This window comes from Gaetbulibacter jejuensis, assembly GCF_039524015.1.
Lineage (GTDB): Bacteria > Bacteroidota > Bacteroidia > Flavobacteriales > Flavobacteriaceae > Gaetbulibacter_B > Gaetbulibacter_B jejuensis.
Map to the genome: position 1 here is coordinate 393,731 of NZ_BAAAGF010000002.1, position 22,927 is coordinate 416,657.

Annotated in this window: 26 protein-coding genes; 10 read left to right on the forward strand and 16 right to left on the reverse strand. The window is 31.5% G+C overall.

All coding sequences use genetic code 11. The features are described from left to right. Positions 1-103: 103 nt before the first annotated feature. From ABD011_RS08375 to ABD011_RS08415, 9 genes are all read right to left on the reverse strand, one after another. Complete coding sequence (locus tag ABD011_RS08375; RefSeq protein WP_343797407.1) at positions 104-721, reverse strand: CatB-related O-acetyltransferase; 618 nt, start codon at positions 719-721, stop codon at positions 104-106. Continuing rightward, a complete protein-coding gene (locus ABD011_RS08380) occupies positions 718-1,584 on the reverse strand; it encodes an SDR family oxidoreductase (RefSeq protein ID WP_343797408.1) in 867 nt (288 codons plus the stop codon). The genes ABD011_RS08375 and ABD011_RS08380 overlap by 4 nt, the downstream gene beginning before the upstream one ends. A 25-nt stretch (positions 1,585-1,609) precedes the next feature. Continuing rightward, a complete protein-coding gene (locus ABD011_RS08385; protein WP_343797410.1) occupies positions 1,610-2,689 on the reverse strand; it encodes a serine hydrolase domain-containing protein in 1,080 nt (359 codons plus the stop codon). Positions 2,690-2,798: 109 nt separating this feature from the next. Continuing rightward, positions 2,799-4,595 carry a helix-turn-helix domain-containing protein gene (locus tag ABD011_RS08390; protein WP_343797412.1) on the reverse strand — a complete coding sequence of 599 codons (1,797 nt, stop codon included), beginning with the start codon at positions 4,593-4,595 and terminating at the stop codon, positions 2,799-2,801. A 78-nt stretch (positions 4,596-4,673) separates the two neighbouring features. Further along, a complete protein-coding gene (locus tag ABD011_RS08395; RefSeq protein ID WP_343797414.1) occupies positions 4,674-5,819 on the reverse strand; it encodes an aspartyl protease family protein in 1,146 nt (381 codons plus the stop codon). A 136-nt stretch (positions 5,820-5,955) separates the two neighbouring features. Then, on the reverse strand, positions 5,956-6,360 hold the full coding sequence (locus ABD011_RS08400; RefSeq protein ID WP_343797417.1) for a hypothetical protein: 405 nt from the start codon (positions 6,358-6,360) through the stop codon (positions 5,956-5,958). 146 nt (positions 6,361-6,506) lie between these two features. Beyond that, positions 6,507-7,205 carry a hypothetical protein gene (locus ABD011_RS08405; RefSeq protein ID WP_343797419.1) on the reverse strand — a complete coding sequence of 233 codons (699 nt, stop codon included), beginning with the start codon at positions 7,203-7,205 and terminating at the stop codon, positions 6,507-6,509. A gap of 217 nt (positions 7,206-7,422) precedes the next feature. Then, positions 7,423-8,853, reverse strand: a complete 1,431-nt coding sequence (locus tag ABD011_RS08410; protein ID WP_343797421.1) for an SDR family oxidoreductase — start codon at positions 8,851-8,853, stop codon at positions 7,423-7,425. 80 nt (positions 8,854-8,933) lie between these two features. Beyond that, the gene (locus ABD011_RS08415; protein WP_343797423.1) at positions 8,934-9,506 is read right to left on the reverse strand and encodes a sugar O-acetyltransferase; all 573 of its coding nucleotides are present in this window, start codon (positions 9,504-9,506) and stop codon (positions 8,934-8,936) included. A 303-nt stretch (positions 9,507-9,809) separates the two neighbouring features. Between ABD011_RS08415 and nhaA the strand changes: the two genes are divergently transcribed. The 10 genes from nhaA (at position 9,810) to ABD011_RS08465 (ending at position 17,723) form a co-directional block, all read left to right on the forward strand. Next, positions 9,810-11,114 carry a Na+/H+ antiporter NhaA gene (nhaA, locus tag ABD011_RS08420; protein WP_343797425.1) on the forward strand — a complete coding sequence of 435 codons (1,305 nt, stop codon included), beginning with the start codon at positions 9,810-9,812 and terminating at the stop codon, positions 11,112-11,114. Between the two features lie 63 nt (positions 11,115-11,177). Then, complete coding sequence (locus tag ABD011_RS08425) at positions 11,178-12,272, forward strand: sensor histidine kinase (RefSeq protein WP_343797825.1); 1,095 nt, start codon at positions 11,178-11,180, stop codon at positions 12,270-12,272. A gap of 7 nt (positions 12,273-12,279) precedes the next feature. After that, on the forward strand, positions 12,280-13,605 hold the full coding sequence (locus ABD011_RS08430; RefSeq protein ID WP_343797427.1) for a sigma-54-dependent transcriptional regulator: 1,326 nt from the start codon (positions 12,280-12,282) through the stop codon (positions 13,603-13,605). A gap of 187 nt (positions 13,606-13,792) precedes the next feature. After that, positions 13,793-13,969 (forward strand): hypothetical protein, encoded by a 177-nt coding sequence (locus ABD011_RS08435; RefSeq protein ID WP_161566744.1) that lies wholly within the window; start codon positions 13,793-13,795, stop codon positions 13,967-13,969. Positions 13,970-13,991: 22 nt separating this feature from the next. Next, positions 13,992-14,123: a hypothetical protein gene (locus tag ABD011_RS08440; protein ID WP_255421387.1), complete on the forward strand. Its 132-nt coding sequence runs from the start codon at positions 13,992-13,994 to the stop codon at positions 14,121-14,123. Between the two features lie 41 nt (positions 14,124-14,164). Next, positions 14,165-15,469, forward strand: a complete 1,305-nt coding sequence (locus ABD011_RS08445; protein WP_343797433.1) for a Glu/Leu/Phe/Val family dehydrogenase — start codon at positions 14,165-14,167, stop codon at positions 15,467-15,469. A 22-nt stretch (positions 15,470-15,491) separates the two neighbouring features. Continuing rightward, positions 15,492-15,911, forward strand: coding sequence for a GreA/GreB family elongation factor (locus tag ABD011_RS08450; RefSeq protein WP_129760651.1), 420 nt, complete (start codon positions 15,492-15,494; stop codon positions 15,909-15,911). 8 nt (positions 15,912-15,919) lie between these two features. Beyond that, a complete protein-coding gene (locus tag ABD011_RS08455; RefSeq protein WP_129760652.1) occupies positions 15,920-16,339 on the forward strand; it encodes a hypothetical protein in 420 nt (139 codons plus the stop codon). 16 nt (positions 16,340-16,355) lie between these two features. Further along, a complete protein-coding gene (locus tag ABD011_RS08460) occupies positions 16,356-16,742 on the forward strand; it encodes a hypothetical protein (protein ID WP_129760653.1) in 387 nt (128 codons plus the stop codon). Between the two features lie 150 nt (positions 16,743-16,892). Continuing rightward, on the forward strand, positions 16,893-17,723 hold the full coding sequence (locus ABD011_RS08465; protein ID WP_343797436.1) for a universal stress protein: 831 nt from the start codon (positions 16,893-16,895) through the stop codon (positions 17,721-17,723). 20 nt (positions 17,724-17,743) lie between these two features. Here the strand turns inward: ABD011_RS08465 and ABD011_RS08470 are convergent, their stop codons facing one another. The 7 genes from ABD011_RS08470 to ABD011_RS08500 all read right to left on the reverse strand — a co-directional run bounded on the left by ABD011_RS08470 (position 17,744) and on the right by ABD011_RS08500 (position 22,911). Beyond that, a complete protein-coding gene (locus tag ABD011_RS08470; RefSeq protein ID WP_343797438.1) occupies positions 17,744-18,133 on the reverse strand; it encodes a DUF6122 family protein in 390 nt (129 codons plus the stop codon). 96 nt (positions 18,134-18,229) lie between these two features. Then, on the reverse strand, positions 18,230-19,069 hold the full coding sequence (locus ABD011_RS08475; RefSeq protein ID WP_343797440.1) for an NmrA family NAD(P)-binding protein: 840 nt from the start codon (positions 19,067-19,069) through the stop codon (positions 18,230-18,232). A gap of 12 nt (positions 19,070-19,081) precedes the next feature. After that, on the reverse strand, positions 19,082-19,567 hold the full coding sequence (locus ABD011_RS08480; protein ID WP_343797442.1) for an anthrone oxygenase family protein: 486 nt from the start codon (positions 19,565-19,567) through the stop codon (positions 19,082-19,084). Beyond that, positions 19,564-19,956 carry a DUF5367 family protein gene (locus tag ABD011_RS08485; RefSeq protein WP_343797444.1) on the reverse strand — a complete coding sequence of 131 codons (393 nt, stop codon included), beginning with the start codon at positions 19,954-19,956 and terminating at the stop codon, positions 19,564-19,566. Before ABD011_RS08485 ends, ABD011_RS08480 begins: the two co-directional genes overlap by 4 nt. A gap of 91 nt (positions 19,957-20,047) precedes the next feature. After that, a complete protein-coding gene (locus tag ABD011_RS08490; RefSeq protein ID WP_343797446.1) occupies positions 20,048-20,899 on the reverse strand; it encodes a helix-turn-helix domain-containing protein in 852 nt (283 codons plus the stop codon). 80 nt (positions 20,900-20,979) lie between these two features. Then, positions 20,980-21,867, reverse strand: a complete 888-nt coding sequence (locus ABD011_RS08495; RefSeq protein ID WP_343797448.1) for a helix-turn-helix domain-containing protein — start codon at positions 21,865-21,867, stop codon at positions 20,980-20,982. Positions 21,868-21,882: 15 nt separating this feature from the next. Continuing rightward, a complete protein-coding gene (locus tag ABD011_RS08500; protein ID WP_343797450.1) occupies positions 21,883-22,911 on the reverse strand; it encodes a T9SS type B sorting domain-containing protein in 1,029 nt (342 codons plus the stop codon). Positions 22,912-22,927 lie beyond the last annotated feature (16 nt).

Consider the following 22,927-nt stretch of genomic DNA (forward strand, 5'->3'; position numbering starts at 1 on the left):
TCGGTACCTTTTTGATATTTAGTACGAATCCTTCATTTTTACATGAATAGAAAAAGGCTTAACAGTTTTACTATTAAGCCTTTTATTAGTTCTTAGGGTTTATTTATAACAACTCCTCGGGATGGGAAGTAAGTTTATCTACATGTTTAGTGATTTTTTCAATCTCCCAATCCCACCATTTAAGTTCCAATAATTTAGAAATGGTGTCTTCTGAAAAACGTTTTTTAATAGGTTCAGCAGGATTTCCGCCAACAATAGTGTAAGGTTCTACGTTTTTTGCAACCACTGCTTTTGTGGCTATAATGGCACCATCACCAATGGTTACACCAGGCATAATGGTAGCATTATGACCAATCCACACATCATTACCAATTATAGTATTCCCTTTGGTTGGATAGCTTTTACCCTCCATAGCATGTTGCCACGCACCACCAAATATGGCAAACGGATAGGCTGATGTGGCTTCGGTTAAATGATTACCACCATTCATAATAAAGATAGCACCTGAAGCAATCATGCAAAACTTTCCAATGATGAGTTTATCACCTATAAAATCGAAATGGTATTTCACATTTTTTTCAAAATTTGAAACATCTTCAAAGTCGTCGTAATAGGTGTAATCACCAACCTTAATGTTCGGTTTTTTAATGTAGTTTTTCAAAAAACAAAGCTTATCGTAATTGGCCAACGGGAAAACGGTATTTGGATCTGGAATGTTCATATCTCTAGTGTATTAGCTTCTTCTCTAAAATAGTCTTTTAAATGATAATCTCCATAAGTTGGTGCAATATTATCCTCAGCCATTAAGGTTAAGAAAAATTCAATAGGACCATAGGTTTTTACGCTGGTAAAAGTTCTTAAAGTCCAAATGGTGAATCGTCTTAAGCAATCTGGTAAATGCGTTATTTTTATAGGCTTGTTTAATGAAGTCAGAGCGAGTTTACTAATATCATTTAAGCTTAATATATCAGGACCTCCAACGGTTAATTCGTTATTGTAATCTTCTAAGTTATCGACAATAGCTTTTGCTAAATCCTCTCCATGAATTGGGTTGAATTTTTGATTTCCTGATCCAAATAAATACACACGACCTGATTTTGCCATTTGTAAAAAGTCTTTCATGTCCGAGAAAAACCCGTTAGGTCTTACAATCGTGTAATTTAACCCTGAAACTTTTAAAGCATCAACAAACTTCTCTTTTGCTTCAAAAATCTTCAAATTTCGATGTTTATCACCATTAATGGCAGAGACGTAAACAAAGTGACTCACACCAGATTTTTTAGCTTCTTCAAGCAAATTCATATTCGCTTGATAATCGACATTCATATAGGTTAAACCATCTTTTTGTCTCGTAATACCAATGGTTGAAATGACCGTGTCTATACCTTTACATATGTCTCTTAAGGTTTCTGGTTTGGTGACTTCAGCCTGCTTAATTTCCAGAAAATTTTCATTAGGATTATCTATCTGATTTGGCTTACGGACAATAGCAACCACCTGGTTTTGTTTTTCTATTAAAACCCTTAATAAATGCTTGCCTAAATAGCCTGTAGCACCTGCTAATAGTATGTTGGTATGTTGCATTTTGTGTGATGTTTAAGATTGAACCTTAATTAAATTCATTAGTTAACAGTTGCTGAATTATGGTATTGCGTTGTTCACCAGAATCGTCTTGTTGATTGCTTAATAATATAATAGTAGCGTTGTATTCTGGCAAAAAACCAATCATACTCCAATACCCATCTATGTCGCCACCATGCCAGTAAAGTGTGGTGTTGCCCTCTTGTGTGGTAAACCAACCTAAGCCAAAATCTACATAGCCGCTTGGTACATCTTGAGCAAATATGTCTTCTTTTTCTTCAGCTGAAAACCAATTCGTTTTTACTGCATTTGTCCATGTTTCCATATCTCTTGGTGTGCTACTAAAATCGCCTGCGCCAAACGCTAAATTCATAGGGTAAACACTGTTGGTACTACCATTGTTGTAGCCTTCTGCATGTGTGTTTGGATTAATGTTGTCTGTGCCTCTGTACGTGTTTGTCATTTGCAAAGGATTAAAAATATTCTGCTGAATGTACTCGTGATAAGCCATATTAGTAAGTTCTTCAACCAACAAAGCCGCAATGAGGTAGTTGGAATTACTGTATTGTTTTCCTGCGCCAGGTGTAAAGTTGAGTCCGTTTTCTGTAACTAGTTCCATAATAACTTCATAGACGTCTTCTTTATCAAAAAAGTAGCCTTGTTCTGTAGCGTCTTCAACCACAAATTGATAGTCTGGAATACCTGATTGATGCGATAACAGTTGTGCAATACTAATTTGATTTCCGTTTGGAAATTCAGGATCAAATTCATCCAAAGTTTGATTATAATTTGAAATATAACCATCGCGTTTTAACTGAATAATTGCTGCTGCAGTTAATGTTTTGGATACCGAACCAATACGATATGCTATTTCGTAATCTTGAGGAAGTGCTGTGTTTTCATTGGCTAAGCCAAAACCTTGTCGTACCAAATCGTTTCCATTTTTTGTGATAATGGCATACCCTTGAAAGTTAATGTTGGTTAATAAATTTTCAGCAGTTGTGTAATTAATGGAAGCTGTGTTGTTGTCATCATCGGTTGAACATGATGTGAAAAGCATTAAAATTGCAATTATAAATGCCATTAAAAGTTTGTGTAAAGTTGTCATAACTGTTCGTTTTTAATTGATTATTTGATACTGCAAAATTGAAGTATAAATAGTTATCCGTCGTGCTAAATTATAATTTAGAACGTTCGGAATTTATAAGAAGAAAGGTTTACTTAGAATGCTGTTGCACCCATTTACTAGGTGTAATACCTTCTGTTTTTTTGAAAAAAGTATTAAATACACTTTTAGAATTAAAGCCACTATCGTAAGCCAAACCAAGAATGGTGATGTGTTTAAACTCGGGTTTTAGTGCAATGGTTTTAAAATATTCTAAACGGTAGGTATTAATAAAATCGTTGAAGTTTTTCTTGAAACTCGCATTAAGCAACCATGATAAATGATTTGGGTGAATATCGATTTTATCAGCTAATGTTCGTAAAGACAATGTGGTGTTTAGGAAGCATTCTTCATTGACCATTAAATCTAAAATAGCTGTTTTGTAATGCGTTATTTGGGTTTTAGAAAGTAGTTGTTTTTCAGTGCTTTCGGTTTGTGGTTTACTTTCGTTGGATAAAGCGAAAATGACGTCTAGCTGTTTTTTGAAGCGTTCAAGATTGTGTAAAGGCTCTAATAAGGGATCAACTTTAACCAAAGTCATTAAAGGCTCTTTATGTGTGATGCCTTCATCAATTAAATCTAAAGCCTTGTCATATTGCTTCAAAAGCGTGTAAATATAAATCAAGAAAAAGCGTACACGCTCACGACTATCTGTGTTCAGTAACGGTTTTAGCAGTTCTAAATTCGCTTCAACATTTGCAGTGTCTTGCATTACTGCATGCGCTAAAGTTGTCATTATTAATTGCTCCATTTTAGAGCCTTCCATTTCTGGAATACTTTGGGCAACTTCAATAATATGCTTTGGTTGTTTGTGATACGCTAAAGCCAAGGCATAAATGCCATAACCAACAATAAACTTGTTATTGATTTCAAAACATCTTTTAAAATGCTTTTTTACAGCGTTTTCATCTTTATTAATATAGGCATTGTAGCCCTTAAAATAGTTGTTTAAATCATTAAGCGGATCTAATGTATATGCAGTATTTATATGGGTGTTTGCTTCTTCTAGGTTTCCTTCTAAAATTAAGGTTATGAAAAGCTTTTGATGTGCATCGGAATAACCAGGTTTTAATTCTAAAGCTTTTTTAAGATGACAAGCAGCCGCTTTAAAATCCCATTTTTTATTAAGGGCGTCCCAACCTAATGAATGATGTACTTCAGGTAAATCTACTTTTAGGTTATGGGCTGTTTCAAGATAATTCCCGCCAATTTCAAAAGCTTCTTTTACAGGCATTAATCCGCCAGCAGCAAGTATATTGTATGCGTAATGGATATTAACATGTGCTAATGCGAAAGTAGGATGCTGTTCTATAATTTCTTTTAAAATCGAAATTCCTTTAAACACATCGACCTTATTAAAGCGTGAGATAAGTTTTTTAGCCCTTAAATAATTGTGATATGATTCTGTAGAAATATTATGATGTGTTACCAGAGAATCGTCAACATTAAAGTGTCCAAAATTTTCTCGTATTTTATCAGCAATTAAGAGGCTAATTTCATCTTGCAACTTGAAGATATCATCAAGTTCGCGATCAAAATTTTTAGACCAATAATGCGTACCATCTGATGTGTCAATCAATTGAGCTGAAATACGTACTCTGTTATTCGCTTTTCTAACACTGCCTTCTAAGATGGTTGAAACATTGAGTTCTTTTCCAACGTCTCTAACATCAACTTGTTTTCCTTTAAAGGCAAAAGAAGATGTTCGCGCAATCACTTTTAGTGCTTTAATATTAGATAAAGCATTAATGATTTCTTCAGTTATACCATCACTAAAATATTCATTGTCAATATCGTTACTCATATTGACAAATGGCAGAACAGCAATAGATTTAGAAGATGCTTTCAACTATAATGGTGTAATTAAATGTTTTACACTTCGAAAATAAATAATTTGATATAATCAGAGGGAAAATATGTTAATATTTTAATCACTTATGGCAACTGGTAATAGTTGTTTCTTATTAAGTTTAAACTCATGGGCTTTGTCATTTCGCATTACAGTTATTATAATACTGTCTTGTTTTTCGTAATCCCAATCATTGTTTTTAAAAGTGATGCAAATGGTGTCGTTACTTAAGTTTGTAAATTCTTGATTATTGATTTTTAGTATTTTATCACCTATTTGTAAATTATTTGTAGCATCAGAGTTTGTGTAAATAGAGCCAATGTATATGCCATCGTCTTGCCAATCAATACCAAAGCCAAAATCGATTAAGGAGTCGTGTTGGTAATTTTGTAATTCTTTCATGTAAATTTTTTCATTTTTCCAATCTAAAACGACATTATAGTTCTCAAAGTACTTATTTCCAATATTATCGCTATGAGTGCTGAATTTTATAATTTTCTTCTCAAGATTTAAATTTCCAATTTTAATTGTATCGATAATACCATAAAAGAGAGTGTCATTTTTAGCTTTTCCGCCAACACCATAAGTTGTTGAGCCTATTGAATATGTTGAACTCACAGTTTTAGTTTTTTGTAGCGCTTGTAAAGCACTTGTGGGTATTGACATTTGACCATTTGATCCTGTATCAAATGTTAAGTTTTTGACTTTTATACCATCTATATCTAAATCTATTAAAGGTGTGCCTTGAGTTTTGGTCTTAAAATTAATTATTGAATATTCGTTTGTTAGTTCAAAACGATTTAAATCGTCAGTGATTTCAATTTTTTTGTTTTGGTAATCAATTCTCCAAAAGGCATTTCGCATTAAATTGGCGCCAATAATTCCATCAATATTTAAGCATTTCATAGCTTGTGATGTTCCTAAGTCTTGAATAATTGCTCCTGTGTTTTTAAAAGTAACCTTACCTAAAGTAATAGTTTCAATTTGTATAAAAGCTTGATTGTTTAAAACATTCCCTCCAGAATCGCCAACACTACCATAGGCTAATTTTTTTAAATTAAGTTTTTGGGAAAACTCTTTTGATAGCACATTTGGTGCTCCTGTATCAAAAAGAAATCTACCTTTATGTCCATTTATAGTGGCTTCAACAATAGGAAGTTTAGCACCATAGTCAAAACTGATGCGTTCCATAAAGTTACTATTACTAACTTTACCAGATTTCATTAGTTGTATTTTTTTTAACGAGCTACAGCTACAGCTTACTAAAACTACTAATACGAAGAGCATTAAAATATTTTGTTTCATAGATATTTATTAGTGTTCTCTTGTTGGAGGATTAAAGATAGTGTATTTGTAATTGTTAGTTCTCAATTTTGATAACCTCAGGACCATACGAATACATACATATTTTTTTGTTGTTTGCTATAAATGTAAGTTTTGCTAAATGATAGTTGTTGTTGTCTTCAGGTAGAATACTAATAGTGTCTAAAAAAATGTTAGTATTTATTTTTAGTGTTTTGTCTATAGTTTTTAATTTTTTCTGAAAATGAGTTTTTATGTTAGTGTTTGGTGTTTCAAAAAAAGTAATTGTTTTTTCCTCTTTTTCAGTGGCATCATGAATAAATGAAGCGATGATACTTTTAAATTGCAACAAAGCCATTTCAGGATAATCTTCTGTTTTTTTACCAATATAGTCATCGTAATGCATAATAGATTTTTCAGCAAATTCAGGGACTATAATAAATGAATCAAATTCTCTAGGCATGTTAGGTTAGGTTTGTATATGAGTTTTATGTTTAGATTTAATTGAGTTAAACTTACTAAATGTTGGTTATACTATCTCTCTAATCAGTTTAAAAAATAAAAAGCCACCATTTAAGTGACTTTTTTAATAAGCTGTTTAATTTTAGTTTATTGTTTTTCAAAGGTTCCCCAATAAGAAAATCCGTTACCATCAAGAGCAGAAACAACAAGCTCTCCATTTATTAGAACACCAAATTCTTTTTTGCCATTAATTTCAGATCTAAAAGCTATATTGTTATATGTTTCATAATGAATATGGTCTTCCTGACCACTTACATAATAGTCACCAGTAGGGTCAAAACCGATGTTGTAATTTTCTTCAAAAACACCAGATGTAAATAACTTATATAGATCTCCTACATAAGTGTTGCCAACTAATTCATTACTTACGGGAATTTCTGATTGATAAAAAGTTGAATTGTACTGTACTGCTGCAGGGTTGTATGTTCCGTCTTCATTATAAAATCTAACTTCGTACTTGCTGCTAATTAACTCATTGTCAATTACGTCAAAGAAAAACCATTTTTCGGTATCATTTGTGTTAAAAATAAGAGAGTCATTTCTTAATTCATAAGTACCTTCAAACTCGCTTGTAGATGTAATTAATTTTCCAGTTTCTTCTTCGTCAAATATTATTATGTACGAACTATATCTATCTGGAGAGTTTGTTGATGCTAGAGTTCCTGCTACAGATTGATCACTCCATCGAAAACTTGTTCCTGAATTGTCATCATCATTACTACAAGATTGGAAGCCAAAAATTGATAAAACCGCTAACGCTAAAGAAAATACATGTTTTTTGTTCATTGTTTAATTTTATTAAAGTATTTAGTTAATTATTTTTAGTTGAATTTAGATTTTAAAAGCAACTAAGTTGCAAAACTAGAATAAAAAAACAATAATGCAACTTGGTTGCGGTTAAAAATCATTTTAAAAAGTATGGTTTTTGTAAAGGGTTTATTTTCAATTTTTTAAATGAAAAGAAGTTTGTTAGATCTAGTAGTAAATGTGAACTAGAAGAGGCTTATGAGTTATCATTTTTAGTTAACTCGGTTATTAAGCCTTTAAAAATGAATCCGTGAAACGGTAATACTAAGTACCAATAGAGTCGACCTAATAAGCCTTTTGGGCGAAATGTAGCAGTTTGAATAAGAGTGTTGTTTTGTATTTTAAATTCTAACCAAGCTTCACCTGGTAATTTCATTTCAGCAAATAATAAGAGACGTTTTTCAGTTTTATCAGCATAAAGTACTCTCCAAAAATCTAAAGTATCACCAGAGTTTATGTCGTAAATATTTGTGCGTCCTCTTCTTAAACCAACACCTCCAAATAGTTTGTCAAAAAAACCCCTAAGCTTCCATAACCAATTGCCATAATACCATCCTGTTTTTCCACCTATTTTCCATATTTTTTCAAGGCATTTTTCTTGATTTTCAACTGGTCTTTTTCGAGCATCAATAAAGCATCCAAATTGAGGTACTTTTATATAGTCAGATATTCTGTAATTTATTCTTCCGCTTACTGTGGAATCTTTCCAGCTAGAAACCACTTCATTTTGCTCTATTTTACTAAATGCTTTTTTGATAGCCTCTTCATAACTAAGAGGTGTAATGTTGAGCAATTTTATGATGCTGTCATTTTTAGCAATAACTTCAACCTTCATACTGTCAACTAATGAAACAGCAAGTTTGTAAGAAGTAGAGGTAATAAAATACAACCAGTATGAAGATAGCTTAGGTGTCATTACTGGCACTGTCCAAATCATTCTTTTTAAACCACGCACTTTAGCAAAGCCTAATAACATTTCTTTGTAAGTAAGTATTTCGTTACCTGCAATATCAAAGCTTTTGTTATAGGTTTGGTTATGCCCTAAAACACCAGTTAAAATTTTAATGACATCTGAAATTCCTATTGGTTGACATCTGGTTTTTAGCCATTTGGGTGTAACCATTATTGGTAGTTTTTCTACCAAATCTCTAATAATTTCAAAAGAAGCGCTACCAGACCCAATAATTATTCCTGCACGTACAGTAGTTTGTGCATAATTGCCTTTGCTGAGTTCAATCTCAACGTTTTTTCTAGATTGTAAATGTTTAGATAGAGAGTTTGAGTTTACTATACCACTTAAATAAATTACTTGTTTTGCACTTGTAGTATTAATGGCTTCTCTAAAATTTATGGCTGACTGCTTTTCTAATTCAAAATAATCATCTGAAGTTGACATTGAATGCACTAAGTAGTAAGCAGCATCAATATCTTTAGGAATATTGTTAAAGGTATCTTTTTTAGTGAGGTCTAATTCAATTACTTCAATGCTGTCTTTAATAGAATCTTCAATATGAAATTTATTTTTGTCTCTTACACAACATACAACAAAGCATCCTTTTTCTATTAGAACAGGTAATAACCGTTTTCCAATATATCCTGTAGCTCCAGTTAATAATACTTTATTCATTAATCACAGCAGATTAGTTGCGGTATTAAAGATAATAAATCTGATTGGTAATTAATTTTATTATAGATTGTATGTAACTGCTATAGTTGCTTAACAACTTTACAAGGGTTTCCAAAAGCTAATACGTTATCAGGAATATCTTTAGTAACAACACTGCCAGCTCCAATGGTTACATTATTGCCTATGGTTACTCCAGGAAAAATTACTGAGTTTCCACCAATCCATACATTGTCTCCAATGGTTACAGGTTTAGTAGAGGTAAGGTAACGAGAATTATCTTCAGTTTCAATTATACGATCAGAAGCTTTTAAAGGGTGTGTAGCTGTGTATATTTGAACATAAGGTGCAATCAAACCGTTTTTACCAATAGAAATTTTGTTGTTATCTAAAAACATACAGTTGGTGTTTACAAATGTGTTTTTTCCTATTGAAATATTAGCACCATAATCACAAAAAAAAGGAGTTTCAATCCAAACATTTGCACCTTTAAACTCAAAAAGCGTGTCTAAAATAGTATTGCGTTCATCAAGTAATTTAGAGTCTAGATTATTGTATGCTTTTAATAATTTTCGGGCATTGTGATACATTTCTATTAATTCAGGATCTCTAGAGTTGTAAAAATCTCCATTCAGCATTTTTTCTTTTTCAGTCACGAGTTATTGGTGTTTTTTTATGAGTTTTAAAAAAATTATGGAATAAAGATACAGCTTTTGGCATTTTACTTAAAGTGCTATCAGGATAATTATAGTCAACAAATTTTAAGGTTCTACTGAGTGAAATTTACTCTAGCGGGTAAAATTTACCCAGTGCGATTTAGTTGAGATAAAAAGTTTTTGTAAAGAACCACTTAAGTTTAAAGTATTTGACGATAAGCGTTCAGTTTTTAAAGCGAATTTGGTATATTATCTGTGATAAAAAGAGAATTAAAATTTAATCGTTTATAAATAAAATTGCCTATGCTTAAAAGAGTATTTCTTTCACCATTTCAAAAATTTATAAAAGTTGAAGGATTGAGTGGTATTTTATTGTTATTAACTACTGTAATCGCTTTGGTTTGGGCCAATTCGGGTTATGGTGATTTATATAAGTCAATTTGGGAGTATAAAATTGGAATTGCTTCTGAAAATTTTGAGCTTAAAAAACCATTGTTACTTTGGATTAATGATGGGTTAATGGCAATATTCTTTTTCCTTATTGGGTTAGAAATAAAACGAGAAGTATTAATAGGCGAGCTAAACTCATTTAAAAAGCTAGCTTTTCCTTTGTTTGGAGCTTTAGGAGGTGCAATAATACCAGTAGCGTTATTTGTGCTACTTAACAATAATCCTGAAACATTTTCAGGTTGGGGAATACCTATGGCTACTGATATTGCATTTTCTTTAGCAGTATTAAATGCTTTAGGTAAACGAGTTCCTTTAAGTTTAAAAGTGTTTTTAATAGCATTTGCTATTGTTGACGATATTGAAGCTGTTTTGGTAATTGCCATTTTCTACAGTGGTACTATTAATACTGTGTTATTGTTAATAGGGTTAGCCTTACTTGGTTTTTTATATATACTGTCTTTTAGAGGGTTTTACTCTAGGTTTGTAACCTTTTTTACAGGTGTTATTATATGGTTATTGTTTTTAAAATCGGGAGTGCATCCTACTGTTGCAGGTATTTTATTAGCATTTTCAATTCCTATAAGACAAAAGATTGATACATCAACGTTTTTAACTCAGTTGGAAACTATTTTCAATGACATAAAATCAGCAAGTGTTTTACAAAAACCTATTCTATCAAAAGAACAAATTGAACACTTGGATGATTTAGAAGATTGGTCGAGCAAATTTCAGTCTCCATTACAACATTTAGAACATAATCTTCATGGTTGGGTAGCGTATTTTATCATTCCGCTATTTGCACTTGCTAATGCTGGTGTGGTTATAAATAGTTCAGTCGAGCTTGATGTTCCTTTAATTGTAAATATTGTATTGTGTTTGGTACTTGGTAAAGGTTTTGGAATTCCGCTTGTTGTGTTTTTAGCTCAAAAACTTAACTTAATACAAATTCCAAATGATATCACTACAAGACATATTTTTGGTGTGTCTTTTATAGCAGGAATAGGGTTTACTATGGCTATTTTTATTGCTAGTTTAGCATTTGCTTCAACACCAGAGTTTATTTCGTCTGCTAAAATTGGGATACTTATAGGCTCTATAATTTCAGCTGTTTTAGGATATCTTATTTTAAGAAAACGAACAGTTAAATCGTCAAATTGAGTAAATTTGTTTGTCTAATAAGAGGTTGAATTTAGAAGGATATAAAAATAGAAGTAGTATATGATGAATGAAACTGAATCAGCCTTAAAAGAGCGAATAAAAGAATTAACTTGCCTATATGAGGTGTCTTCAATTATAGCAAATTCAGATTATGAACTGGTTGAAGACACCTTAAAAGCCATAGCATTTAGTTTAAAAAAAGCGTTTCAATACCCTAAAAAAACTAATGTTTTAATTGATTGTGAGTCTATAAAAATCGCAACAAATGATTTTCTTGATAAAGATTTAAAGATAAGCTCAACTATCAATATTTTTAATACTGAAAGAGGGAAGCTAGAGGTTTATTTAGAGAAGTCTAAAGCACAATACATTAATTTTTTAAGAGAAGAAAAACAACTATTAGACAGTGTGGCTTTAAAAATAGGAAGCCTTTTGGAGCGTATAGAAATTCAAAAAAATGAGATTTCATTAAAGCGCCAAATGGAGCATGCTGACCGTTTAAATATTTTAGGAAAAATAACCGCAGGAATATCACATGAACTCAATACACCTTTAGCTAACATTCTAGGATTTGGTGAGTTGCTTAGAGAAGATTTAAAGTCTAATAAAAAAGCGGTTTCCGACTTAGATAAAATAATTCAAAATGCTATTTTTTCGAGAGAAGTTGTTAAAAAGTTAATGTTTTTTGCTTGCGAAATGCCTCAGGAAATGAAACTGATAGATTTAATTCCAAGTATTCATAATGCCATTAAACTTTTAGACGCAACTTTTAAAAAAGAACAAGTTAATTATGAATTGAAAATTTTTGAAGACGAACTTTTTTTGCGTGCAGACCAAATTCAAATGACTCAAATCCTTTTCAACTTATTAATTAATGCTATTTATTTTTCACCAAAAAACAGCATGATAACGATAGAAGCTTACAGTACAAAAAGCAATATAGTTTTAAAAATTTCTGACCAAGGTATCGGGTTTAAAAAAACCGATTTAGATAGAGTCTTTCAGCCTTTTTTTACGACCAAACCTCATGGAGAAGGAACAGGTTTAGGGCTAAGTGTTGTGCATGGTATTGTTGCGTCTCATAAAGGTTCTATAGTAGCTAAAAACAATTCAGATAAAGGTGCATTATTCATTATAAAATTGCCTATAAACAAGTAGCAGTATTATGAAATTAAGAAAGGAAAATATACTTATAGTTGATGATGATATTCATATTTTAGAATTATTACAACGACATTTACAATCTTGGAATTATCATGTCTTTAAGGCTGTGTCTGTAAAAGAAGCTGTAATGATTTTGAGAGATACACATATACATTTATTAATTACAGATTTAAAAATGCCTGAGGTTGATGGTTTTGAACTTATTAAGTTTGCTTCAGAGCATTACCCTAAAATGCCAGCATTGGTAATAACAGGTTATCCTTCGGTACAAGGGTCGTTGCAGGCTATAAAATCTGGTGTTGTAGATTATCTTACTAAACCATTTACAAAAGAAGAATTAAAAGAAGCTTTACAAAAAGCGATTGGAACTTCTGAAACCACTGCAGACGAAAAAAACACAATTACTACAGAGCAAAAGGCTTATGGAGATATTATAGGAAATTCTGAAAGCATAAAAACTGTTTTTGAAATTATTGATCGTGTTAAAAACAATAAAGCAACAATCTATATACAAGGTGAAAGTGGAACAGGTAAAGAGCTTGTTGCAAGAGCTATTCACTATCAAGGGAAATTCTCAAGAGCACCTTTTGTAGCAGTAAACTGTGGTGCTATTCCTGAAAATCTTTTGGAAGCCGAGTTATTTGGTTATGTAAAAGGTGCGTTTACTGGAGCAGAAACTAACAAAGACGGGTTTTTTCAAGCAGCACATGGAGGTACAATTTTTTTAGATGAAATAGGTAACGCTTCATTGGCAGTTCAGTCTAGATTACTACGCGTACTTCAAGAAAAAGAAGTAATTAAAGTAGGAACAACCAAAGCCGAAAAAATAGATGTGCGTATTATAGCTGCTACAAATAATGATTTGTTGAGTATGATAAAAAATCAAACCTTTAGAGAAGATTTGTTTTATCGATTATCAGTAGTAGAAATAAGTATTCCTCCTCTAAGAAACCGTAAAGATGACATTGGTTTATTGGTAGATAAGTTTCTTTTAAAGTATGGTATTGAATATAAAGATAGGTTTTTAAAAATAACTCCAGAAGCACTACAAATACTAAAACGATACGATTGGCCAGGAAATATTAGAGAGTTAGAAAATATTGTTCAACGAGCAGTAATTATGAGTGACAAAATAATTGATGTTGAACATATTCCTGAGCGGTTAAAATATACAATTGACACACCAACTGATGAGCTTGTACCACTTCGAGCTATGGAGAAAAAATACATAGAAAAAGTGCTAAGAGCTACAGGAAACAATAAAACTAAAGCAGCAGAGATTCTTCAAATAGATAGAAAAACTATCCGACAAAAACTTATGGATTAAAATTTGGCTGATACGTTTTTACACATTAGGGGAAATAAGTACCAGTGTAAAAAAGTGAAAAGCAATTTTTAAAACCTCAAAACGCCTTGTAAATAAAGGGTTTTGAGGTTTTTTATATGCCTGTGTAATTCGTTTGGCACATGCATTGCCTATAGTGGTACATAATAAATACTAAATCATTTTTTATATGAATCACATTAATATTTGTCCAAGTTGTTTACACATGTCTAGTTGTGTTTTAACAACTCAAAAGGATAAGGTATGGTCTTGTAGTGAGTATGATGAAAAAGGTTTTGAAGAAAACCATTTACCAGAGAACGAAGTTTTAAATAAGACAGCAAAACTCGAAACAGAATTAGTTTAATTTTTTTAAAAAGAAAGAGAAGATGAACTTAAATACATTAATAGCAGCTGTTATTCCAAAGCAAGCAATAAGCAATAAAAAAGCCTCTAGAATTAACAAGTATTTAAACGAGAAATATCACGAAAGAAGCATAAGCAACAGATATTTTAAATAACAATTAAAAAAATAAATTCAATAAAAGAAGTAGCAAAAAGAATGACAACATTAACAAAAGAAATAAAAAAAGAAGAAAAGAAAGTGCCTGTAAGAGGTATGATGGATAATGTTATGGAGCAGTTTGAAAGTGCTGCAAACCAAATAAAACTACATCCTAATATCAAAAAAATATTAAGCATTACCAATAACGAAATTATTGTGAATTTCCCTGTAAAGATGGATAATGGTGATGTTGAGGTTTTTACAGGTTACCGTGTGCAACACAATAATGCTTTAGGTCCATATAAAGGCGGACTTCGTTATCATCCAACAGTTGATATTGATGCAGCTAGAGCATTAGCAATGTGGATGACCTGGAAAACCTCTTTGGCAGGATTGCCTTATGGAGGAGGAAAAGGAGGTATTAAATTAGACCCTTCAAAATATTCCCAATCAGAACTAGAGCGTATTACAAGACGTTTTACTTATGCGTTAGCAGATAATATTGGTCCAGAACATGATATTCCAGCTCCAGATGTAAATACTAATAGTCAAACAATGGCGTGGATGGCTGACACGTACATGAGTACGCGTCCGCCAGCGCAACGTTCGGCAAACCAGCATGTAGTAACAGGAAAACCTGCAGGTAGTGGTGGCTTAGAAGGACGTGACAGAGCAACTGGTTATGGGGTTTACCTTTCTATAAAGTTTTGGGCCGAAAAAAATGCTCAAGTATTAACCGATAAAAAATTTATTGTACAAGGCTTTGGCAATGTTGGTTATTGGGCAGCTTACTTTTTAGAGCAAGATGGTGCAAAATTAGTAGCAGTACAAGATGCAAACGGAAGTATACAAAATCCAAAAGGAATAAAGGTTGAAGACTTGTATAACTACAGTCAAATTAACGAAGGAAGTATCGTTAATTTTCCTCAAGCTCAACCTGTAGATAACGATAAATTTTTTGGACTTGATTGCGACATCTGTATTCCTGCTGCATTAGGCAATCAGATTACCAAAGACAATGCTTCAAAAATTAAAGCACAGTTAATTGCTGAAGGAGCTAATGGCCCAACTAATGTTGAAGGAGAGAAAATTCTTTTAAAAAGAGGTATAACTATTATACCTGATATTTTATGTAATTCAGGTGGAGTAGTAGGAAGCTATTTTGAATGGTTACAAAACCGAAACGGAGAATTGTGGCAACTTAATGAGGTTATGGCAAAACTTGATAAAAAGCTTAAAGAGTCGTTTGATAAGGTGTATGACTATTCAAGACAAGAAGGTATTGATATGCGTACAGCTGCTTACTGTATTGCTATTCAGCGTATAGAAAGAGCTTATGTTCAAAGAGGTATTTTCCCTTAATTAATTTTAAATAGAAAAGAAGATGAAATATGGAAGTCTAATACTAGAAAAAAAAGAGTATGTGTATTTAAAGCGCATACTCAACATATCAGGATATGCTGAAGATCACGAAACACAGAAGTGCTTAATGAGTTTTTCTGAAGAGTTAAAGACTGCTCATATTGTTGATCACGAATTAATGCCTACAGATATAGTAAGGTTTAACAGTATGGTTACTGTAGCTTTTAGTAATGACATACAAAGAACAATACAAGTAGTTACTCCAATAGAAAAAGACTTTAAGAGCAATAAAATTTCTGTTTTAACGCCTTTGGGTTCAGCGCTATTTGGTTATTCTGAAGGTGATACGGTTCTGTGGGATTTTCCAAATGGTAAGCAAGAAGTTAAGATTGTAAAAGTTGAACAAGAAGAGACACTTAGTGACGTAGGTACAGTAATTTAAGGTAAACTATGAAAAAAGTAGAAAACGAAATTTATAATCATGATACTGATGTTGATTTAACACACAAAATCAATAGTGTAGAGTTAGATAACTGGATAGCTCATCTAGAATACATAAAAAAAGAGCTTGCTAATCTGGTGTCTATTTGTACACACAATATGGATGATAAAATAAATAATATAAACGTTTTAGCACATTTTAAGAAAAAACAAAAAGAAAACGATACGCTTCTAAATGCTTTAGTGAAATACTCTGTATCACGAAGTCATATTGTTGAGTGTGAAGACACACAATGTGATATGGTATATATAACAGAACACGAAAGTTACCGAAGAAGTTACCTCTATCATTTAGATAAATATAGACGTTTAAAAGATGATTTTTTTAAAAAAGTGAAAGGCAAGTTTGCGCTTTTAAAAATGACTTAATTCCTCCGTTTGTTTAATGCAATTTCAACAAACAATAATAGATGCCTATAGAAGGCTTTGTATAAAAAAGGATATTAAAGAAATAGAGCAGTGGCTTGAAGTTTTAGAAAATAACAATGAAGATTTAACCTACTTAAATACTATAGGTACTCAATTAATAAAAAGCTTAGCTGTTGTAAATCATGTAAAGTCTATAAGGCGAAAAAATGTTTTAATGGTTGCTGCTTTGTGTAAATATGAGCAATCGTTAAAAACCGAGTTTGAATATGGTAAAGTGCCTTATGATGAAGTTAGAGCAAAACAGCATGAAAATAAAAGACAGCAATATCAACAATTGATAAAAGATTACAATGAGTTGAAAACAGCTATTTATAAAACATTGATAACCTATAAGAGAAGGTAAGTTAAAAAAGAAAAATACTTAGGCGGTTTTAACATCATTCATTAGTTAATAGTGAGTTATAGTGTTGTTAGTTTTGTTTTTATAACCGCAAAGAGATTGACTTTGCGGTTAGCCTAAGTATAAAGAGTAATATTTAAAACTGAAGAAAAGATGAAAAAAATTTTAATCCCAACTGATTTTTCGACTGCAAATGAAAAAGCTATTGACGCTATTTTAAAACTCTTTAAGCACGAAGTATGTGAATTTTATTTTTTGCATGCCTACACATTTAGTGTTAATGGATTAGATGCTTTAGAATTGCTGCATGCCGATGAAGAGTGGTATGAAAAACCTAAACAAGAGTCTGAGAGTAAATTAGGCAAACTAATAGAACGTTGTATTTCTTTAAGTAAAGTAGAGTCTCATAATTTTCACGCAATAACTGAATGTTCTAGTTTAGTTAATGCTGTAAAAAAACATCAAGCTCATTTGGGTGTCGACTTAGTTTTATTAACCAGTGGAGGAAACAAAAAAGTAGAAAAAACTAATGATGAAATTTTAAACAGTGTTAGAGACTGTCCAATTTTAATAATTCCTTCAAATGTTAAGTTAGGCAAACGCTTAAGTTTAACCATAGCTTCAAATTTTAAGCAAAAACTAAACAATGAGCAACTTGATCAATTTAGAAAAAGCCTTGGAGGTTTAGAAGTTGAAATAGGAATACTAGTTTTAGAAGAAGAACATAAACTTTCAGAGCAAATCAAGGATAATTTAGAAGCCTTTATGCTGTATTTAAGTAAATTTCAAAATGCACATGTTGATTTAAAATATGCTAAAACTAATAATCAGCTTAAGGCTTATGCACAATCTCATCGCAATGAAATAATGTGTGTTGTAGATAAAAAACCAAACTTTTTTAGAAAAATAGGTCTTTTTAAGTCTGATGTTATTTTAAAACTAAAACAGTTAAATACAAACACTGTATTAACATTGCATCAGTAATTTTATAACAATCTTGTTTTTCAGTTTAATCCAATTAATTTAGATATACCTTCAATAAGTTTAATAGCTGGAGCATTATTTAAACAAGATTTGCAGCTACTATAAGTAAAGACACAATCAATCAAGTCAGTTATTAAATGCAACAGTAAACCAATGCCTATAATATTTAGTGGTTTTTTAAGAAACAGCAATACAAAGTAACCAATAGCAGCATAGTAGGTGTGTAGTGGATGAAAATTAATACTACATCTATTGTGTTGAAATATTGGGTTTGCAAAAAGATGATCTAAATCAATAAGCATTGTCGCTAATAAAATAAAGTATACTCTTTTCCAGTCTTTCCTAAAGAATATAAAGGCTATTAAAAACGGAAACACTAAGTGTAAAAAGTAATGTGTAAAGTGTTGCATATTTTTGCGCTAGCCCATTAAAGCGTTTTAACTTTTAGTGAGCGTTAAAAAAGCAAAGATAGTGTAATAAAGAGTATACCTTTTTTTGAAAAAAAATTATTTGATAATCTCAGCAGTACTCCAAACTTCGGTTTCAGCAGTTTCTTTAGCGTATTCCAAAAATGTTCTAGCCTTTCTACCTAATACTTGTTCTATATCATTGCTAATTTTTTGATTATTTGGATTAGTAAGTACATTACTAAATAAATACTCAATTAGCCAAATTACATCTTCAGGTAACTGCATTTGCCTCATGCCTTCAATGTACTGTTCTAAAGTTATCTCATGAAAGGTTAAATTTCTATTTGTAACTGTAGAGATTGTGTGAATAATGTCTTTAAAAGTAATTAATTCAGGACCTGTTACTTCAATTGTTTTTCCATTGTAATTATTATCTAATAGTACTGTTGCTGCTACTTCAGCAATATCGTTAGCATCTACAAACGGAATTAGAACATTAGACATTGGTAGAGCCACTTCTCCTGAAAGTATTGGGTCTAAAAAGAAGCTTTCGCTCCAATTTTGGTTAAACCAAGATGCTCTTACAATGGTATAATCTACACCAGAATTCTTTACAATGGCTTCACAAGCTTCAGCTTCAACTTCGCCTTTTCCTGAAAGCAAAACAACTTTTTTTACACCAAGTTCTTTAGCTAAATAAGTTAAACTTTCTATTGCTTCTTTAGCTCCTGGAACTGCTAAATCAGGGTAATAGGTGATGTACATTTTTTCAATGCCTTTTAAGGATTCAATCCAAGTGTTTTTATCGTCCCAATCAAAGCTTGGTGTTGCTTGTCTTGATCCAATTCTAGGTTGTATACCTTTCTTTTGTAATTGCTCTACTACTCGACGACCAGTTTTCCCTGTTCCTCCGATAATTAAAATGTTACTGTTCATAATTTGATTGATTTAAAATAGTTTTTGAATAAAAATTGAAATGAGTAAAAGAATAAATGAAATCATATTTGATAGGGTTCTTATGTTATGATATTGGTTCCAGTTACTTTCGTAATAGTCTCTGAAGCTTTTTAATTCGTTTATATTTAATGCTTTGATGTCTAATGCATCTAATTCATTGTTTAAGGGCACATTTCCAAATGCAGTAACACCAAAAGTGCCTATGAGATATATAATAGCAGAAGTTAATAAGAGCCAAAACATTAGTTTATTATTGTTTTGTAGAGCTGCATTTAAAATTAGAGTGATTAAGCTCCCGAAAAAAACGATAAAAAATACAGGATTAAGAATTTCTTTATTAATGCTTTGCATGGTTTCTAGATAAGTAAGGTCACCAACTTTTTTTGTTCCTAAAATCACCGAAACTGACCAAGCAAAGAAGAATCCAGCAGAAAGAGCATTTAGTAAAACTGTGATAAAAAATACTGAAGTTTTCATGATGTTTTGTTTTTAGTTAAATGACTCCCGAAATAGAATACTATAAAGTAAAGTTCTACTGCAATGGCATAAAATACAGGGTCTGAGAAAAAGCTAGAATAACCACCTTCTTCAGGAATTATAAAAACAGGAACAGTAATTAAAGCGTCAAGTAAAACAGCAGTAAATACAAATATTAGAGCTAATGTTGAAGGCTTCATTTGTCCTTTTTTGTAAAACAAATAGGTTCCAAGACAAGCACTTGGTACAATTGACAATGCTAATATAATATTGGCTTGTCGCTCAGGGTTTTCTAAGATGTTGATGTAAAACGATGTCAAATAAAAGCTAACACCCAAAACCCATACTATAATGACGCATATAATACTAAGTAACCGATTGCAAATCATAATTTTTGATTTTTTAATTATGATGCAAATCTATAGCCATTGTAAATCAGCTACTTATTTAAAAAGCATTAAGATTTATTCGAAAAGCATTTTAGACTTGGCTAGGTCTGTATCCAAATTTTTTTTCAAAAGCATTTGAGAATGAGCCTAGGCTGTCATAACCTACAGCCCAAGCAGCTTCTTGGATGGTTGTGCGCTCTTTTTTTATGAGATTGTGTGCCTTATTTAAACGCTCATTTTGTAAGTACTTAAAAACAGGAACACCAAATTGGGCTTTAAATTCTTTTTTTAGAGTGTTAGTGTTGGTGCCTATTTTATGAGCAAGTTCGGTAAGTGAAGGTGGGTTCTCTAAATCAGATAATAGGATTTCTTGCGCAAGATTAATTTTTTCAAGTTGTTCAACATTTATTTTTGTTGATTGTTGACTTGCTAATTGTCCGAAGTAATGTGAAAGTAAAGCCGTCATATGGCTTTTGTAAAACATCATTTTAATGCCTCCTTCATAAGTGTTGCTAAAGAACTGTTCAACTAATAGAAACATTTCAGGGCTCATTTTAAAAACAGGACCTTCAACATAATGATCTTTTGGATGTACTAGTTGGTGTAAAAATTGTTCTAGAAATTGACCTTCACCATTAGGTAGCTTATCTAAATTTCTTAAACTCGTTGCTATCACCAAGCATTGTAATGGTTTTTGTGATGAAACTAGGTGCTCAAATTCTACTTTTTCATCAGCATAAAACGAAAGTACCATACCTTTTGTATGATGAAATGTTTTAGTTTTTTCGTTGTATTTTACGTTTAAACCAACATCGCCAGCACCATAAAATGCTATAGCTATTACTGGTTCGTCAAAAAAGCAGGAATCAACTAAAGTAGTATTAGTTGAAGCTTCTTCTAATAAAATTGTGCAGTCGTTTATGTCTATTATTTCACGATTCATTAACTTTTCAAGGTTACCCAAACACCAATAGTAGTAATTGAAATAGTTTGAATGAATAAAGATACTATTTTTGAGTTATATTATTGTAAGGCTGATATTCTATCAAATCCTACAGTGTCTCTATACAATTGAGGAGATACTTCGGCATTTTTCTTAAAAAATCTACTAAAGTAATATTCATCATTATAACCTAATTCAAAAGCTATTTCTTTTACGGTTTTGTTGGTTAAATAGAGTTCTCGTTTGGCTTCTATAATTATACGTTCAGAAATTAAATCGGTTAGTGTTTTGTTAAAGTGGGCTTTGGTTAACTTGGTAAGAGCTTTGGGTGTTATTGCAAGCATATCAGCATATTCACTAGCAGAGTGCTTGGTTTTATAATGTGTTTCAATGTAGTTTTTTAAATTTTGAAGTATAAATGGTTCTTCTGTATCACTACGTTCTTTTTGTATTTCAGACTGTTGCTCGGTTTTTAATCTTGATGCAGTAATTAAAAAAATCTTTAAGTAAGAAACCAATAATTCATATTGTGCTAGAGCAGGATTTTGCATCTCAGTTTTAATTTGTTCTACTACCATATTAAAATTGGCTTGGGCTTTAGCATCTACATCTACAAAAGGAGGGTTGTAAATATTATTAAATAATACACCATGACAAGCTACTTCTTTATGGTGTTTATGAATACAAAAAAAATCTGGATGAAAATTTATGACTAAACCACTCAAAGGACTTTCAGCTTCAAGTAAAAAAGGTTGATGAGGTGAAAACGACAATAACGTATTTGACGTAAAATTATAAGTGTTAAAATCGGCTTTTATAATTCCGCTACCTTGTTGTATCCAAATAAGGGAGTAATAGTTGTGTTTGTCTATATGGTCAAAAGGATTGTTACGTTCAAAATAACATAGTTTGAATGCTAAATTACCTGTTTGTGGGTTTGTGAGCGTAAAGCTATCTCTTTGTTCCATAATCATTATTGCTTGTTAGTGTACTTTTAGAATTACTCTATCTATAATTTGTTTTGCTGTGCTAATGTGCGAAAGATCCTTGTAAAGGTTGCCATTTTTTCCTGAATGATGTCCATGACCTATAAGTTGCATTATTTTATACGTATTGTCTTTAATGTTGAGAGATGATACCTCTGTAGCATAAATTAATGATGGTTGACCAACTTGACCAGAACCAGAATATATGTCATCATCAGGAAATTTATCTTTGGTGTAATAGTTATTCCAATCGTAAGATTGATTTACTTCTAGCATTACTTTATAGTGTTTTAAATCGTTCAAATCACTTTTAGATTTAATAATAAAATTCCCTGTAGGTGTTGCACCCGAAACAGCATCAATATCTGTAGCGTTATTAAGCGGCACATATAAACCATCTGATGCTTTTATACCTCTTTTATGAGACCAATATGGTAAAGCTTCAGGACGTCTTTTTACTGCAGATTGCCATTTACCGTCAACGTTTTTACCATAATCAAATGTACTTGATGCTATTACTCTAGAAATATAAAGCGTTTCTATATAATTACCAAGACTATCCTCTAACCATATAGCGAACAAAGGATATTGAAAAGCATTGCCTTTTTTTAATTCTATTTCAAAATTATGATGACCATTAGCATTAGAGAGTTCTATGACTTCATACTCAAAAGGTGTTTTAACTTTCCCCAGTTTTTTATTTCTTAACTGATTACCAAAATTATAAACGCCATTTAATAAAGGTATATTAAAATATAGACCAAAAGCTAGAGCTACAATAATGCTAAAAATAAATGGCGCTTGAAGTTTTTGAAAACGTGGTTTTCTATTTCCCGTGATGTAGTTAAAGAGTGGTTTTTTGTTATTGATTATATGGAATACCATAGTTAATGCAAACAAGAAACCAAAAACTGTATGCAAAGAAGCAAGACCTTTGCTAAATGGTATGATGTACATAGCTATACCTGAACCTAATAAAACAAGGAGTATAACAATTAATACATTTCCTAAAAGCCTTCTATTCATTGTGTTGTTGATTGTT